We start from the raw sequence: 14,716 nt of genomic DNA, 5'->3' as shown, positions 1-14,716 counted from the left end.
GGCGAGACCGGAGCACAGCGCTGGCGCGCTGTGAACGCTCCGGTCTCGCCCGGCCTACGGTCCAGGGCATGCCTGAGATCCGAGCGTTCCGTCGCCTCACCGACGCCGTCGAGCACGCGAGCGTGCTCGACAGGGCCGTCGACATCGATCGTTCCGTGGTGAACGCCCTCGCGAAGCCGAAGGCACTGCGCCAGCTGCTCCACGGCGTGCCGTTCGGGCACCCGCTGCACCCGCTCATGGTGCAGGTACCGCTGGGTGCGTGGATCTCGGCGGCGGTGCTCGACCTGATCGGCGGGAAGGGGAACGCGCGGGCGGCGAAGACCCTCGTCGGTGTGGGGCTGGTGTCGTCGGGCAGCGCCTCGGTGGCCGGCTACGTCGACTGGTCGGAGCTCGATCGTGAGCAACTCCGCACCGGTTGGGTGCACCAGGCCGTGAACTGGGTGGGCATCTCGCTGTACGGGCTGTCGTGGATGCAACGGAAGTCCGGGAACCATGGGGCAGGCAAGCTCCTCGGGTTCGCGGGGCTCGCGGTCGTCGGCGTCGGCGGGTACCTCGGTGGGCACCTGGCCTACCGGCAGCGTGCGGGTGTGAGCCAGCACGGCGAGGTGCCGTTCGACGCCTGAGCGTGGGTGCTGATCATGCCTGGTCATGACCAGTTCGTCAAGCGCCGTCGATCATCCGTTCCACATCCGTGATCCCCCGGAAACATGCGGATCGCGATTGTCCACAGCCTGCCGATTCGTGGTTGACATCCCTGCGTGATGGGTCTTTACTCACCATTATGCAACGTCCTTTCATAAAGGTCGGACCAAGGGAGTCAACGTGACACGCACGCGTTTCGCCGCACTCGGTGCGCTCGCCCTCGCAGGCGCGCTCGCCCTCACCGGGTGCTCCGCCGGAAGCAACGGAGCTTCCGACGGCGGCACGAAGTCCATCGGCACACCCGATGGCAAGGGCAAGACCCTCACCGTCTGGATCATGAACGGCGACCTCAGCCCGAAGATCCTCGACGTCGCCGAGAAGCAGTTCACCAAGGCCACCGGCGCCAAGGTGAAGCTGCAGCTCCAGCAGTGGGACGGCATCACCACGAAGCTCACCACGGCCCTCGCGCAGAAGGACGCGCCGGACGTGGTCGACCTCGGCAACACGCAGGTGCCGGTGTACGCGGCGACGGGTGGCCTGATGGACCTCTCGCCGTACAAGGACGAGCTGGCCGACGGGCAGACGTGGCTCTCCGGGCTCGAAGGCCCGGCGACCGTGGACGGCAAGCTGTACGGCGCCCCGCTCTTCGCCGGCAACCGCGCGGTGATCTACAACAAGAAGATGTGGGCCGACGCCGGGGTGACCGACGTCCCGAAGTCGTACGACGAGCTCACGGCCGACCTCGACAAGGTCAAGGCGAAGAACCCGCAGGCGGACTTCTCGGCGTTCTACATGCCGGGGCAGTACTGGTACGGCGGGCTGCAGTGGGTGTGGGACGCCGGTGGGCAGATCGCCACCGAGAAGGACGGCAAGTGGAAGGGCGCGATCGACTCCGCCGACGCCGTGAAGGGCCTCACCGCGTGGAAGGACTTCCAGAACGCGTACTCGGCGAAGTCCACGCAGGACATCAACACCGACAAGCCGGCCGAGTCCGACGTCTTCGCGCAGGGCAACACCTCGGCGATCCTCGGGTCCGCGTGGGAGATCGGTTCGATCACCACGGCGAAGCCCGAGCTCAAGGACCAGATCGGCACCTTCGCGATGCCGTCGAGCACCGCGGGCAAGACGCAGCCGGTGTTCCTCGGTGGCTCCGACCTCGGCATCCCGTCGAAGTCCGCCAACCAGGACCTCGCGCTGTACTACACGAAGATCCTCACCTCGAAGAAGTTCCAGCAGGACCAGGTGTTCGGGGTCGACGGCTGGGAGCCGAACTCCACGCAGCTGCTCGACGCGGTCGCCGGTGACGTGGACGAGCTCCACAAGCCGTACTTCGAGGCCGCTTCCACGAGCCGTCCGACGCCGGCGACCCCGGGCTGGGCGACGATCGAGGGCGACTCGACGTTCCAGACGATGTTCGCGGACGTCGCCACGGGTCGGAAGACGCCGAAGCAGGCAGCCGAGGGCTTCTCGGAGCACCTCACGACCGCGCTCAACGCGCAGCAGTAGTCGATGACCTCCACTGCGGAGCGGGTCCCCGGTTCGGCGCAGGCCGAGCCGGGGACCCGGCGTGGGTCGACGGGGCGTCGCGGTCCCACCGGCCCGGGCGGTCGCGCAGGACGTCGATCGCTCACCTCGTCCCGAGCGCCGCTGGTCCTGCTCGCACCGGCTGCGCTGCTGCTCCTCGCGCTCGTCGTCTACCCGCTCGTTCGCCTGGTGGTCATCTCCTTCCAGGACTACGGGCTGCGGGCGATCTTCACCGGGCAGGCCGGGTTCGCCGGTTTCACGAACTACACGAACGTCCTCACCGACGCCAGCTTCTGGCCGGTCATACTGCGCACCGTGCTCGTCACGGGCGCGATGGTGATCGGGACCATCGGCATCGGCATGGCGGTGTCCCAGCTGCTGACCCGGCTCGGTGTCGTCATGCGCACCGTCGTGAGCGTCGTGCTCGTGCTGGCGTGGGCGATGCCGAACGTCGCGTCGAGCCTGGTCTGGCAGTGGCTCTTCCAGCCCTTCTACGGCGTGCTCAACTGGCTCATCACCCAGCTCGGGGTGTTCGGCGACCACACGCAGGACAACTGGGCGTCGAGTCCCGGGCAGGCACTGACGATCGTGCTCTCGCTCGTGATCTGGCAGGCGGTGCCGTTCGTCGCGCTGACGCTGTACGCCGCGCAGTCCCAGATCGCGCCGGAGTACTACGAGGCGGGGGCGCTCGACGGGGCGTCCGCGTGGGCGATGTACCGCTCGATCACCCTGCCGGCGCTCGTGCCGACGCTGCTGCTCGTGACGATCCTCTCGGTGATCTGGGACTTCAACGTCTTCAACCAGATCTGGCTGCTCACCAAGGGCGGCCCCGAGGACACCACGCTCACCCTCGGTATCTGGACGTTCGTGAAGTCCTTCGTGTCGAACGCGTACGGGCAGGGTGCGGCGATCGCCGTCATCTCGACGCTGATCCTCGGAGCGCTCACCAGCTACTACATCCGCCGGCTGGTCCGGAGCGGGGAGGAAGACCTGTGACGACGACGACCACGCCCGGTGTCACCGGGGCGACCGCTTCCGAGACGCAACCCGACGTGACGGGGGCGGGTCGCGCCTCCAGGCCCGGTCCGATCGCGCCGGTGCGCGCGCGCCGACGCAGGCCGCGGGTCGTGGCGAACACGATCGCGGTGGTCTTCTGCCTGGTCTGGGTGTTCCCGATCTACTGGATGGTGAACACGGCGTTCAAGCCGTCGGACGAAGTGACGACCCTCACGCCGATCTGGCTGCCGCTGCGGCCGACGCTCGAGAACTTCACGCGGGCGCTGACGCAGGACGGGTTCCTCGTGTACCTGCGGAACTCCGCGATCGTGGTCGTGGCGGCCGTGCTGCTGTCGATCGTCGTCGGGTTCCTGGCGTCGGCGGCGCTGTCGCGCTTCCGGTTCCGTGGGCGGCGGGCGATCCTCGTGGCGATCCTCTTCGTGCAGATGATCCCGTCGGGTGCTCTGCTCATCCCGCTGTTCCTGTCGTTCCAGTCGCTCGGGCTGCTCAACAGCTACATCGGGCTGATCCTCGCCTACGTCGCGAGCGTGCTGCCGTTCTCGATCTGGGTCATGCGCGGGTTCTTCGTCGCGGTGCCGGTCGAGATCGAGGAAGCCGCGAAGGTCGACGGTGCGGGGACGTTCCGGATCCTGTGGAGCGTGCTGTTCCCGCTGGTGATGCCGGGTGTCATCGCCACGAGTGTGTTCGCGTTCATCGCTGCGTGGAACGACTACCTGACGGCCTACGTGATGCTCAAGGACCAGGGGATGTACACGCTGCCGGTGTGGCTCGCGGGGTTCTCGACGAACAAGGGGACGGACTTCGGCGGGCTCATGGCGGCGAGTGTGCTGTTCTCGATCCCGGTGGTGGTGTTCTTCCTCATCGTGCAGCGGCGGCTCGTGAGTGGGATGACCGCGGGGGCCGTCAAGGGCTGACGCGCTCGACGTCCGGGACGACCGCGCCCCGACCTGCTTCGGCGGGTAGGGGCGTCGTCGTGTCCGGGGTGTGTGTCGGGCGCGCGGGTGGGGGCGGGGCCGAGGTCGCACGACCTGCCGTCTGCGTTCCGCCGAGGTCGCACGATGTGCCGTTCGGGGGGCGCGCGGGCGGCAGTTCGTGCGACCTCGGCCGTGGGTGGGACCGGCCTGGGCGGGGTCGGGCGCGCCCGGGGCGGGCGGGACCGGGCGGGCGCGCTCGAGCGGGCGGGACATGCCGCTCGCGTTCGTCGAGCGGGCGGAAGGTGTCGGCCGCGGGCGGCGAGCGGGACGGAAAAGGCCCGCTCGGCGGGCGGGCGGGGGCGGCGAGCGGGACGGAAAGCGCCCGCTCGGCGGGCGGGCCCCGGGCGGGCCGCGGGCGGGCCGACCTGCGGCCGTGTTGGTTCCGGCACGGAACGGTTGCGTTTGTGTGGCATCCGGACGTACTCTTCTCGAAACCCACGGGAACGAAGGAGTTCGGGCATGTACGCAACCGAGCGGCACGACGCGATCGCAGCAGCGTTGCAGGACGCCGGCCGCGTGTCCGTGGCCGACCTCGCCGAGCACTTCGACGTCACGACCGAGACCGTCCGGCGTGACCTCGACGCCCTCGAGTCCGCCGGCCTCCTGCGCCGCGTGCACGGGGGAGCGGTCCCGGTCGGACGATCGAGCGTCGTCGAACTCTCCGTCGCCGAGCGCGAGGGGCAGCACAACTCCGCCAAGTCCGCCATCGCCCGGGCCGCGATGCGCCTGGTCCCGCCGACCTTCACCGGCTCGATCGCCCTCGACGCCGGCACCACCTGCGCCGCGGTTGCCGCCGAGCTCGCCCGGTGGGAGCCCGCGACGGCCGGGGCGACCCTCACGGTCATCACGAACTCGGTGCCGATCGCCGCGACCCTGCAGCACAGCGAGCACGTTGAGCTGCACCTGCTCGGCGGCCGTGTCCGCGGGGTGACGAGCGCCGCCGTCGGCACGGCCACGGTCGAGCAGATCGGCGCGCTGCGTCCGGACATCGCCTTCGTGGGGACGAACGGCCTGTCCGCGGGCTTCGGCCTGAGCACGCCGGACGAGTACGAGGCGGCGGTGAAGGGGGCGTACGTCCTCGCGGCCCGGCGCAGCGTGGTCCTCGCGGACGCGGCGAAGCACGGGGTCGAGGCGCTCATGCGGTTCGCCCGGCTCGACGAGATCGACACGATCGTCACCGACCAGGAGCCGCCGGCCGACCTCGCCGGAGCGCTCGCCGAAGCCGACGTCGAGGTGGTCGTCGCATGAGCACGAACACGAACACGACACGCAGCACCTTGAGCACCCGCATCGTCACGGTCACCCCGAACCCGAGCCTCGACCGCACGATCGAGCTCGCCGGCGAACTCCAGCGCGGCGCCGTCCAGCGCGCCACCCGCTCCACGGCCGAGCCCGGCGGCAAGGGCGTCAACGTCTCCCGTGTCGTCGTCGCGAGCGGCGGCGACACCGTGGCGGTGCTGCCCGGCGACGAGCTCGACCCGGTGCTGCTCGGCCTCGCGACGCGCGGGATCCCGACCGCGGCACTCCCGATCGGTGCACCGCTCCGCTCGAACGTCACGGTGACCGAGCCGACCGGCACGACGACGAAGCTCAACGAGCCCGGTCCGTCGCTCGCGGGTCGCCTCGAGGACCTCGCGGCCCTCGTCGCCGACACCGCCGGTGCCACCGCGACCGGACCCGTCGCACGCTGGGTGGTCCTCGCCGGCTCCCTGCCCCCGGGGCTGCCGGACGACGCCCTCGCGGTCCTCGTCCGAGCCGTCCGGCAGCGCCACGGCGACGACGTCCGGATCGCGGTCGACTCCTCGGGCGTCCCCTTCACCGCGCTGCTGCAGTCGGGCGAGCGGATCGACCTCGTGAAGCCGAACGCCGAGGAGCTCGCCGAGGTCGTCGGCGGCGACCCGGACGAGTTCGAGCGGGACGTCGACGCGGCAGCGATCGCGGCGCAGCGCCTCCGTGACAAGAACGTCGGCACCGTGCTCCTGACGCTCGGCAGCGCCGGAGCCGTCCTCGTGACGGAGGACGGGAGCTACGCGGCCGCAGCACCCCGGATCGTGGCGCGCTCGACCGTCGGCGCGGGGGACTCCTCCCTCGCCGGCTACCTGCTCGCCGAGGTCGCCGGGCAGTCGCCCGAGCAGCGCCTCGCCCAGGCCGTCGCCACCGGAGCGGCAGCCGCCGCCCTCCCCGGCAGCGACGTCCCCGCCCTCGACCACACCGACCCGTCGGGCATCGAGGTCCGAGCGCTCGAGCGAGCGCCCGAACCCGCCTGACCCACCCCCGCACACACACTCAACCCCGCAGCACCCGCGCCCCCAGCGCCATTGCAAAGGAGCAACCCATGTCCGTCAACACGAGTCCACGCCTCATCAGCGTCCAGCTCGTCGGTCTCGACGAGGACCTCGGCGCCACCTCGAGCGACGTCATCCGCGTCCTCGCCGACCGCGTCGCCGCGACCGGCCGCGCGGCGGACGGGGCGTCCCTCGCCGCTGACGCGATCAAGCGCGAGGCCAGCGTCGGCACCGGCGTCCCCGGTGGCATCGCGATCCCGCACGCCCGGTCCGCGTCGGTCTCCGAGCCGACCCTGGCGATGAGCCGCCTCGCCCGGACGGTGTCGTTCGGCGCCCCGGACGGCGACGCCGACATCGTCTTCATGATCGCCGTGCCCGAAGGGGCCGACAAGGACCACCTCACGGTCCTCTCGACCCTGGCCCGTGCGCTCATCCGCGAGGACTTCACCGCCGCCCTCCGCGCCGCCGCCACCCCACAGGAGATCGTGGACCTCGTCGACCGCGAGGTGAGCGGCGAGGTCGCGCAGGCCGGCGTCGGCACCGCGAGCAGCGCCTCCAGTGCGACCGTCACCGGCCAGGAGGCGCGACCCGCCGCCGCCACGCACGCCGCGGACGGCGACGCGGCCGGGTCCACCGCCGGAGCACGCAAGGTGCTCGTCGGCGTCACCGCGTGCCCGACCGGCATCGCGCACACCTACATGGCAGCCGACGCCCTCGTCGCCGCGGCCCAGCGCGCGGGTGCCGAGATGCACATCGAGACGCAGGGGTCCTCGCAGGTCGAGCCGCTCGACCCGGCCCTCATCGCCCGCGCCGACGCCGTCGTCTTCGCGGTCGACGTGGACGTCCGCGACCGCGGCCGCTTCGCCGGCAAGCCCCTCGTGGCCGGCCCGGTCAAGCGCGGTGTCGACGAGCCGGACAAGATGATCGCCGAGGCCCTCCGTGCCGCCGACGACCCGAACGCCGCACGCGTGCACGGCAACGCGGCCGAGGCCGGCTCGAGCACCGCCAAGGACGAGCACTTCGGGCAGGCGCTCAAGCGCTGGCTGCTCACCGGTGTGAGCTACATGATCCCGTTCGTCGCGGGCGGCGGGCTCCTCATCGCGCTCGGCTTCCTGCTCGCCGGCTACGGCATCGCGCTGACCCACGGTGACTCGGGGCAGAACAACGCGGTCTACACGCTGACGAACTACACGCTCCTGAACCTGCCGCCGGAGGGTCTGGCGTACTACCTCGGCGCCGCCGCGTTCCAGATCGGCGGCGTGTCGCTCGGGTTCCTGGTGGCAGCGCTCGCCGGGTACATCGCCTACGCCATGGCCGACCGACCCGGCATCGCGCCCGGCTTCGTCGCCGGTTCGATCGCCGTCTTCATGAACGCCGGGTTCCTCGGTGGCCTGATCGGTGGTCTCATCGCCGGTGCCGCCGCCTACTGGATCGGCCGCATCCCGACCTGGCGTTGGCTGCGTGGCCTGATGCCCGTCGTGATCATCCCGCTGTTCGCGTCGATCATCGCCTCGGGGCTCATGCTGCTCGTGCTCGGCGGTCCCATCGCCTGGCTGATGACCCAGCTGACCGAGTTCCTCAACTCGCTGTCCGGTGCCTCGGCGATCCTGCTCGGCATCATCCTCGGCCTGATGATGGCGTTCGACCTCGGCGGCCCGGTCAACAAGGTGGCGTACGCGTTCGCGGTCGCCGGCCTCGGCGCCGGATCCGCGACGAACGTCGTCCCGTTCGAGATCATGGCGGCCGTGATGGCCGCGGGCATGGTCCCGCCGCTGGCCCTCGCGCTCGCCTCGACCGTGCTCTACCGCAAGGGGTTCACGAAGCCCGAGCGCGAGAACGGCAAGGCCGCGTGGCTGCTCGGTGCCTCGTTCATCTCCGAGGGTGCGATCCCGTTCGCGGCCGCCGACCCGCTGCGCGTCATCCCGGCGTCGATGGTCGGTGCCGCGGTCACGGGTGCGATCTCGATGGCTGCCGGCGTGACCTCGCGGGCGCCGCACGGTGGGATCTTCGTGTTCTTCGCGATCGGGGACGTGGCGATGTTCATCGTCGCGATCCTCGCGGGCACCGTGGTGTCGGCGCTCGTGCTCGTCGGGCTGAAGAAGTGGGTGCGGCGGGCGCCGGCGGCGGACGCCGCCGTGTCCGAGACGGCGGACGACCGCGTGGCGGTCGCCGTGTAGTGGTCGTCACCACCTGGTTGACGGGCGCGCCCCGCTCAGCGGCAACGCGAAGCGTTGCGCGGGGCGCGCCGACCGAGCCTGCGAGGGAGGGGGGGCCGGCTGGCACCGCGCCTCCCGTCCGTCCGTCCGTGGTCGCGACCACCGCACTTCGTGAGCAGGAATGGTCGGGTGGGCAGGCGCGACCCGACCGTTTCTGCTCACGAAACGCAGCGCGCGCCAGCGTGCGCGGCCGGGCCTCAGTCCGCGATGTTCGCGGTGACGGCGTCGATGTAGGCCGCACGCTCCTCGCGCGAGTGCGGCCGCCCCGGCACCCCCGGCCGCTGCTCCCACGGGAACGGCCCGGCGTCGTGCCGGTACTCGATCCCCATCGCCTCGAGCCGTGCGAGGTGCTCGGCGAGCCGCCCCCGGAACTCGGCGACGTCTCGGGGCCCGGTGACGTCGGCCGACCAGAGCGCCTCGGCGAGGGCGGCGACCCGCGGGAAGAGCTGGTAGTCGAGCTTGCGGGCGGTGTCCACGTGCTCGGTCCACATGTTGCCCTGGCCGCCGATCACGTGGGCGCGCTCGGCGTCGGTGAGGTCCGCCGGCACCGGGTCGAAGGCGAACACGTCGTCGACGGACAGGACGATCGACACCGGGATGGGCTCGGTCTCGAGGTCGCTCTGCCGGTAGTCGAGGTACACCTGGTCGTCCGGGGCGGAGATCACGTCGTGGCCCCGCTTCGCCGCGGTCCGGGCGCCGGTGAGCCCGCGCCACGAGAGCACGGTCGCGGACTTCGACAGCGTGCCGCCCTCGAGGATCTCGTCCCACCCGAACGCCCGCCGCCCGTGCGACTCGACGTGGGAGGCGAGCCGGCCGATGATCCACGCCTGGAGCTGCTCCTCGTCGTCGAGGCCGAGCTCGCGGATGCGTTCCTGCGTGCGGGGGTCGTCCTCCCACTGGACCTTGGGGCACTCGTCGCCGCCGACGCCGATGTACTCCGAGGGGAACAGGGCGATGACCTCGTCGAGGACGTCCTGGAAGAAGGCGATCGTGGACTCCTCGGCGTTGAGGACGTCCTCGGCGATGCCCCACTCCGTCCAGACGTCGATCGGCTCGCCCGAGACGCCGAGCGACGGGTAGGCGGCGAGGGCGGCGCGGACGTGCCCCGGCGTCTCGATCTCGGGGACGACGGTGACGAACCGGTCGGCCGCGTAGGCGACGATCTCGCGGATGTCGTCCTGGGTGTAGTAGCCGCCGTGCGGACGGCCGTCGAACGCCGCCGGGTGCAGCACCCCGTCGGCGTCCGGCACGTGCGCCCCGACCTGCGACTCCTTCCGCCACGAGCCGACCTCGGTCAGGCGCGGGTACTTCCGGATCTCGATGCGCCACCCCTGGTCCTCGGTGAGGTGGAAGTGCAGTCGGTTGAGCCGGTGCGCGGCGAGCTGGTCGATCACCCGCATGACCTCGTGCTTGGTGCGGAAGTGCCGGGCGACGTCGAGCATGACGCCGCGCCAGGCGAACGCGGGGGCGTCCTCGACGGTGACCGCCGGGACCGTCCACGGGCCGGTGCCGACCCGGCCCTTGCGGTAGATGTCGGCCGGCAGCGACTGCAGGAGCGCCTGGACGCCGTAGAACACGCCCGCCGGGCCCCCGCCGGTGATCTCGACGCGGTCGGCCGTGACCCGCAGCCGGAACGACTCGGAGCGGTCACCGGCCGGTCCGGTGGGGAGCGTGTCGTCGTCGGCGACACGGAGTGCGATCACGTCCGTGCGCACGGTGTCGACCCCGGCCGCGTCGTCGGCGTCGCGCACCGGCAGCCCGGTCGACCCCCGCAGGGTCTGCTGCAGGTACAGTCGGACCGACTCGCTCGCGGCGTCTGCGGCGATGCGGGTCGACGGGGTGATCGCGAAGGCGCCGGCACCCGGTTCGGTGCGGCGCGGCCGTGGGATGAGCATGTCGGAGTCCACCATTCCTCAATGATCTTTCGTAATATGGAGGCTATGGCCGTGGACGAGACCGTGTCAACGCTTCCGAACGGTGTCGTCGGCAGCACACCGGGGATGCTCCGACTCATCAACTCGCGTGCGCTCCTCGCGGAGCTCTTCCGTGACGACGGCTCGCACACCGTCACCGAGCTCGGGCAGACCGTGGGCCTGTCACGCCCCACGGTCGAGGCGGCGCTGGCCGACCTCGTCGACGAGGGGTGGGTCACCGAGGCCGAGGCGATCGCCACGCCGAACAAGGCGGGTCGCCGCGCGAAGCGGTTCCGCGCGGACGCCGGGGCCGGGTCGGTGCTCGGGGTCGACCTCGGGCTGCACGGCATCGTGGGGCTCCGCTCGGACCTCCGCGGTCGGCAGCTCGCCCGGGTCGAGGAGGTCTACACCGACCTCGCCTCCGCCGAGCAGGCGTGGGAGAGCGTGCAGGACGTCGTCCGTCGTCTGGTCGAGGGCACCGACCCGTCACGGCTCCTCGCCGCCACCTTCGGGGTCCCGGCCGTCGTGGACCGTTCCGGCGAGATCGACTACACCGTCGCGGTCCCGCAGTGGGTCGAGCGACGGGTCCCCGGCCGGATCGGCGACCTGTTCCCCACGGCCACCACGTTCTTCGACAACGACGCCAAGCTCGCCGCCACCGCCGAGGCGATGTGGGGACGCTTCCGCGGCGTGCAGGACGGCCTGTACCTGGTGATGGGTCGCCAGATCGGCGCGGCCTACCTGGTCGACGGCTCCCTCGCACGCGGTGCGCGCGGGGCGGCCGGCGAGATGGGCGGCCTGGCATCGACCGGCTGGCCCGGCGCACCCGCCCGACTGGAGGCGCGGATCGCCCCCGGTACGGACGTCGAGTCCGTCATGGCGTCGGCCGGGCAAGGCGACCCGGACGCCGCCGCGGCCGTGCGGGCGCTCGCCGCGGACGTCGCGCCCGGGGTCGTGCAGCTCATCGCGACGATCGACCCCGAGGTGGTCGTCGTCGGGGGCGAGGTCCTGCCGGCGGCCCCGGTGTTCTGCGAGGCCCTGACCGAGATCGTCACGCCGCAGCTCCGGCACCCCGTCGAGATCGTCCCGTCGACGGTCGGCCGCGACGCCGTGGCCCGCGGCGCCCTCGCCCGTTCCCTGACCCACGTCCGGACGACGCACATGGGACTCGGCTGACGTCCAGGCTGCGTGCCGGGTCCTGACAGGGCACTCAGGCACCATCGGGGGATGACGACTGCCGTGGCTGCGCCTGCCCACACCATGACCGTCGCCGCCGGCGACTCCGCCGCGGACCCCGAGATGGGCGGGCTCTCCGGCCTCGTGCTGCAGCTCATCGACGCCCTGGGGGAGTGGGGCGTCGCGCTGATGCTCTTCGTCGAGACGGTCTTCCCGCCGATCCCGTCCGAGGTGATCCTGCCGTTGGCCGGGTTCCTGGCGGGTGCCGGCCGGATGAACCTCGTTCTCGTCCTGCTGCTCGCGACCCTCGGCTCCTACCTCGGCGCACTGGTGCTGTACTGGCTCGGCGCCGTCATCGGCTTCGAGCGGACGACGCGCTGGCTCGGCAAGCTGCCCCTCGTCGACGAGGACGACTTCCGCAAGGCGGCGGACTGGTTCCACCGGCACGGCAAGAGCGCGGTCTTCTTCGGCCGGTTCGTGCCGATCGTCCGCAGCCTCATCTCGCTGCCGGCCGGAGCGGACCGGATGCACCTCGGGACGTTCTCGGTGTTCACGATCATCGCGAGCGGGATCTGGAACAGCGCCCTGGTGCTGCTCGGAGCGGCCTTCGGGACCCAGTACGACAAGGTCGAGCAGTACACCGAGTGGATCGACCGGGTCCTCTACGTGGCGATCGCCGTCGTCGTGGTGACGTTCGTCGTCCGACGGGTCCGACGCGTCCGGGCCGAGCGGAACCAGCGCACCGAGCACGGCGCAGTGCCTGCCCGAGGCCGTCGTCGCGCCGAGCCCGCCGGCGACTGAGCGCTCACGCCTTCGTCAGCGCCGACTCCTTGTGGGCGGCGCGTTTGCCGGACTTCTCCGACTCGACGATCCAGTACGGGTCGTCGTCGCTCGGCTTGAACGACTGGCCGTCGAACTCGAAGTCCGAGACCCGCTTCTGCACGAGCGTGCCGGTCGTCTTCCCCTGCGACGTGTTCCAGTGCACGGTGTCGCCCTTCGACAGCGCCATGGTGTCCTCCTTGCGTGATCGCTCACCTGTTCGGACGTCGGACTGTACCCCGATGCATCCGCATGAACACAGGGAAGTGGGCCGATCACGATGTCATAACGTCCGCGCGGATCACGGGGCGGCCGCGTACCGTAGTGGGTGAGTCACCACGTTGGCAACTGCCACGGAACACCGGCTCCGGACGGAACGACATCAGCCATGACCCTGCTGAACGACACACGGTCGGAAACGGTCCTCTCGGGCCGCTACCGCCTCGTGAAGCTCATCGGCACGGGCGGCATGGGATCCGTCTACGAAGCACGTGACGAGCACACCTACCGTGCCGTCGCCGTGAAGCTCTTCGCCACGCCCGAGTCGATGACCACGGCCGACCGGGTCCGCCAAGAGCGCGAGATCCGGCTGCTCAGCATGCTGTCGCACCCGGGGCTCATCCCGTTGTACGACGCCGGCACCCACGACTTCGAGGACGGTCCGCACCGGTACATCGTGATGGAGCTCATCGCGGACACGACGCTCCTGCGCCGGCTCGCCGGGGGCGCCCTGCACAACTACGAGGTGGCCGACCTCGGCGCCCAGCTGGCCGACGCGCTGGCGTACGTGCACTCGCGCGGCATCGTCCACCGCGACGTCAAGCCGGCGAACATCCTCATCAGCGACGAGGGCTCGTCGGGCTTCGCGCGCACCGTGAAGCTCACCGACTTCGGCGTCGCCCACTTCGTCGACGGCTCGCGCCTGACGAACGACGGCACCATCATCGGCACGGCCGCGTACCTCAGCCCCGAGCAGGTCGCCGGGGAACCGATCGGCTTCGCCACCGACGTCTACTCGCTCGGACTGGTGCTGCTCGAGGCCCTGACCGGCAAGCAGGAGTACTCCGGCACCCTCATCGAAGCGGCACTCGCTCGGCTCCGCCACGACCCCGAGATCCCGGACGACATCGCGCCGGAGTGGCGGGACCTCCTCGCGAAGATGACCGCGCGCAACCCCGACCGCCGCCCGACCGCGGTGGCGATCGCGAACGCCCTCCGCGGTGGTTCGGCCCAGATCACCGGTCCGGTGCCGCTGGGGCCGCAGCGCGTGAAGCACAAGCGCGACCACCGCCTGCACCGTGCCGCGCACCGGCACGCCAAGCGCGGGACGTTCGTCACCGTGCGGCGCTGGCGGCGGCGGAACGTGCTCGTCGGGTCGTTCGCGGCCTTCGGCGTCCTGGTCGCCTGCGGGGCGTCCTACGTCGCCGGCACCCTGCACTAGGCCGGTCGCACGGCCGCCGCGCACCCCGTACCGGCGGCCGCTCCGCACCTCCGGGGTCCCTGGCAGGATGGACGGTATGACCGACCAGCGATGGATCAAGATCTGCGGACTGTCGACCCCTGCGACCGTGGACGCCGCCATCGACGCGGGTGCGGACGCGGTCGGGTTCGTCTTCGCCGCCGGCAGCCCCCGGACCGTGACGGCGGACCTCGCGAAGGAGCTCGTCGAGCGGGTGCCGGACGGCATCGACGCGGTCGGGGTCTTCCGTGACCAGGAGATCGACGAGGTCGTCGGCATCGCCTCGGCCGTGGGGCTCACCACGCTGCAGCTGCACGGCGGCGAGTCGGCCACGGACTTCGCGCGCGCCCGTGACGCCGGGTTCTTCACGATCCGGGCGGTCGCGGCCGAGGACTACCTGGCCGAGACGCCGGAACAGCGCGCGTCCTACGACCACGACCTGCTCCTGCTCGACGCCGCGGTGCCGGGCAGTGGGCGGCTCATCGACCCCGCCTCGATCACGGGGAAGGTCGACGAAGCGTGGATCCTCGCGGGCGGGCTGACGCCGGCCAACGTGGTCGCGGCGATCGAGTCGCTCGACCCGGACGGCGTGGACGTGTCGAGCGGTGTCGAGTCCGAGCGCGGCGTGAAGGACGAGGCGAAGATCCGGGCGTTCGTCGAGGCGGTCCGCAGCATCCCCTGAGTGGTTCGC

General features: G+C 71.4%; 13 protein-coding genes. 11 read left to right on the top strand and 2 right to left on the bottom strand.

The window, feature by feature from the left end:
• Window positions 1-68 precede the first annotated feature (68 nt).
• The 7 genes from ACIPEP_RS00745 (at window position 69) to ACIPEP_RS00715 (ending at window position 8,619) form a co-directional block, all read left to right on the top strand.
• Window positions 69-623, top strand: a complete 555-nt coding sequence (locus tag ACIPEP_RS00745) for a DUF2231 domain-containing protein (protein WP_402716182.1) — start codon at window positions 69-71, stop codon at window positions 621-623.
• A gap of 199 nt (window positions 624-822) precedes the next feature.
• Complete coding sequence (locus ACIPEP_RS00740; protein ID WP_402716181.1) at window positions 823-2,148, top strand: sugar ABC transporter substrate-binding protein; 1,326 nt, start codon at window positions 823-825, stop codon at window positions 2,146-2,148.
• 3 nt (window positions 2,149-2,151) lie between these two features.
• Window positions 2,152-3,162: a carbohydrate ABC transporter permease gene (locus ACIPEP_RS00735; protein ID WP_402716180.1), complete on the top strand. Its 1,011-nt coding sequence runs from the start codon at window positions 2,152-2,154 to the stop codon at window positions 3,160-3,162.
• Between the two features lie 131 nt (window positions 3,163-3,293).
• The gene (locus tag ACIPEP_RS00730; protein ID WP_254791852.1) at window positions 3,294-4,097 is read left to right on the top strand and encodes a carbohydrate ABC transporter permease; all 804 of its coding nucleotides are present in this window, start codon (window positions 3,294-3,296) and stop codon (window positions 4,095-4,097) included.
• A 519-nt stretch (window positions 4,098-4,616) separates the two neighbouring features.
• Window positions 4,617-5,405 carry a DeoR/GlpR family DNA-binding transcription regulator gene (locus tag ACIPEP_RS00725; RefSeq protein ID WP_070417069.1) on the top strand — a complete coding sequence of 263 codons (789 nt, stop codon included), beginning with the start codon at window positions 4,617-4,619 and terminating at the stop codon, window positions 5,403-5,405.
• Window positions 5,402-6,424 carry a 1-phosphofructokinase family hexose kinase gene (locus tag ACIPEP_RS00720; RefSeq protein WP_402716179.1) on the top strand — a complete coding sequence of 341 codons (1,023 nt, stop codon included), beginning with the start codon at window positions 5,402-5,404 and terminating at the stop codon, window positions 6,422-6,424. Before ACIPEP_RS00725 ends, ACIPEP_RS00720 begins: the two co-directional genes overlap by 4 nt.
• Window positions 6,425-6,492: 68 nt before the next feature.
• Window positions 6,493-8,619: a fructose-specific PTS transporter subunit EIIC gene (locus ACIPEP_RS00715; protein WP_402716178.1), complete on the top strand. Its 2,127-nt coding sequence runs from the start codon at window positions 6,493-6,495 to the stop codon at window positions 8,617-8,619.
• Between the two features lie 236 nt (window positions 8,620-8,855).
• Here ACIPEP_RS00715 and ACIPEP_RS00710 read toward each other — a convergent pair whose 3' ends face one another.
• Window positions 8,856-10,568, bottom strand: a complete 1,713-nt coding sequence (locus ACIPEP_RS00710) for a beta-N-acetylhexosaminidase (RefSeq protein WP_402716177.1) — start codon at window positions 10,566-10,568, stop codon at window positions 8,856-8,858.
• Window positions 10,569-10,604: 36 nt separating this feature from the next.
• Here ACIPEP_RS00710 and ACIPEP_RS00705 point away from each other — a divergent pair, with 36 nt between their 5' ends.
• Together ACIPEP_RS00705 and ACIPEP_RS00700 are read left to right on the top strand one after the other, a co-directional pair.
• Entirely contained in the window at window positions 10,605-11,747 is a 1,143-nt protein-coding gene (locus ACIPEP_RS00705; RefSeq protein ID WP_217637336.1) for an ROK family transcriptional regulator, read from the top strand.
• Between the two features lie 51 nt (window positions 11,748-11,798).
• Window positions 11,799-12,548, top strand: a complete 750-nt coding sequence (locus ACIPEP_RS00700; RefSeq protein ID WP_402716176.1) for a DedA family protein — start codon at window positions 11,799-11,801, stop codon at window positions 12,546-12,548.
• A gap of 4 nt (window positions 12,549-12,552) precedes the next feature.
• Here the strand turns inward: ACIPEP_RS00700 and ACIPEP_RS00695 are convergent, their stop codons facing one another.
• On the bottom strand, window positions 12,553-12,756 hold the full coding sequence (locus tag ACIPEP_RS00695; RefSeq protein WP_070417065.1) for a DUF2945 domain-containing protein: 204 nt from the start codon (window positions 12,754-12,756) through the stop codon (window positions 12,553-12,555).
• Between the two features lie 198 nt (window positions 12,757-12,954).
• On the opposite strand from ACIPEP_RS00695, the gene ACIPEP_RS00690 reads away from it, so the two are divergent.
• Both ACIPEP_RS00690 and ACIPEP_RS00685 read left to right on the top strand, forming a co-directional pair.
• On the top strand, window positions 12,955-14,007 hold the full coding sequence (locus ACIPEP_RS00690; RefSeq protein WP_402716175.1) for a serine/threonine-protein kinase: 1,053 nt from the start codon (window positions 12,955-12,957) through the stop codon (window positions 14,005-14,007).
• A 76-nt stretch (window positions 14,008-14,083) separates the two neighbouring features.
• Entirely contained in the window at window positions 14,084-14,707 is a 624-nt protein-coding gene (locus ACIPEP_RS00685; protein ID WP_070417063.1) for a phosphoribosylanthranilate isomerase, read from the top strand.
• Window positions 14,708-14,716 lie beyond the last annotated feature (9 nt).

The sequence above is a fragment of the Curtobacterium sp. NPDC087082 genome, from assembly GCF_044745045.1.
GTDB lineage: Bacteria > Actinomycetota > Actinomycetes > Actinomycetales > Microbacteriaceae > Curtobacterium.
This window is presented reverse-complemented; position numbering and strand designations above follow the sequence as displayed.

Excerpts from the sequence above, each read along its gene's own strand:
- ACIPEP_RS00745 (WP_402716182.1), top strand. The coding sequence starts at position 69 with ATGCCTGAGATCCGAGCGTTCCGTCGCCTCACCGACGCCGTCGAGCAC.
- ACIPEP_RS00735 (WP_402716180.1), top strand. The coding sequence starts at position 2,152 with ATGACCTCCACTGCGGAGCGGGTCCCCGGTTCGGCGCAGGCCGAGCCG.
- ACIPEP_RS00725 (WP_070417069.1), top strand. The coding sequence starts at position 4,617 with ATGTACGCAACCGAGCGGCACGACGCGATCGCAGCAGCGTTGCAGGAC.
- ACIPEP_RS00720 (WP_402716179.1), top strand. The coding sequence starts at position 5,402 with ATGAGCACGAACACGAACACGACACGCAGCACCTTGAGCACCCGCATC.
- ACIPEP_RS00715 (WP_402716178.1), top strand. The coding sequence starts at position 6,493 with ATGTCCGTCAACACGAGTCCACGCCTCATCAGCGTCCAGCTCGTCGGT.
- ACIPEP_RS00710 (WP_402716177.1), bottom strand. The coding sequence starts at position 10,568 with ATGGTGGACTCCGACATGCTCATCCCACGGCCGCGCCGCACCGAACCG.
- ACIPEP_RS00700 (WP_402716176.1), top strand. The coding sequence starts at position 11,799 with ATGACGACTGCCGTGGCTGCGCCTGCCCACACCATGACCGTCGCCGCC.
- ACIPEP_RS00695 (WP_070417065.1), bottom strand. The coding sequence starts at position 12,756 with ATGGCGCTGTCGAAGGGCGACACCGTGCACTGGAACACGTCGCAGGGG.
- ACIPEP_RS00690 (WP_402716175.1), top strand. The coding sequence starts at position 12,955 with ATGACCCTGCTGAACGACACACGGTCGGAAACGGTCCTCTCGGGCCGC.
- ACIPEP_RS00685 (WP_070417063.1), top strand. The coding sequence starts at position 14,084 with ATGACCGACCAGCGATGGATCAAGATCTGCGGACTGTCGACCCCTGCG.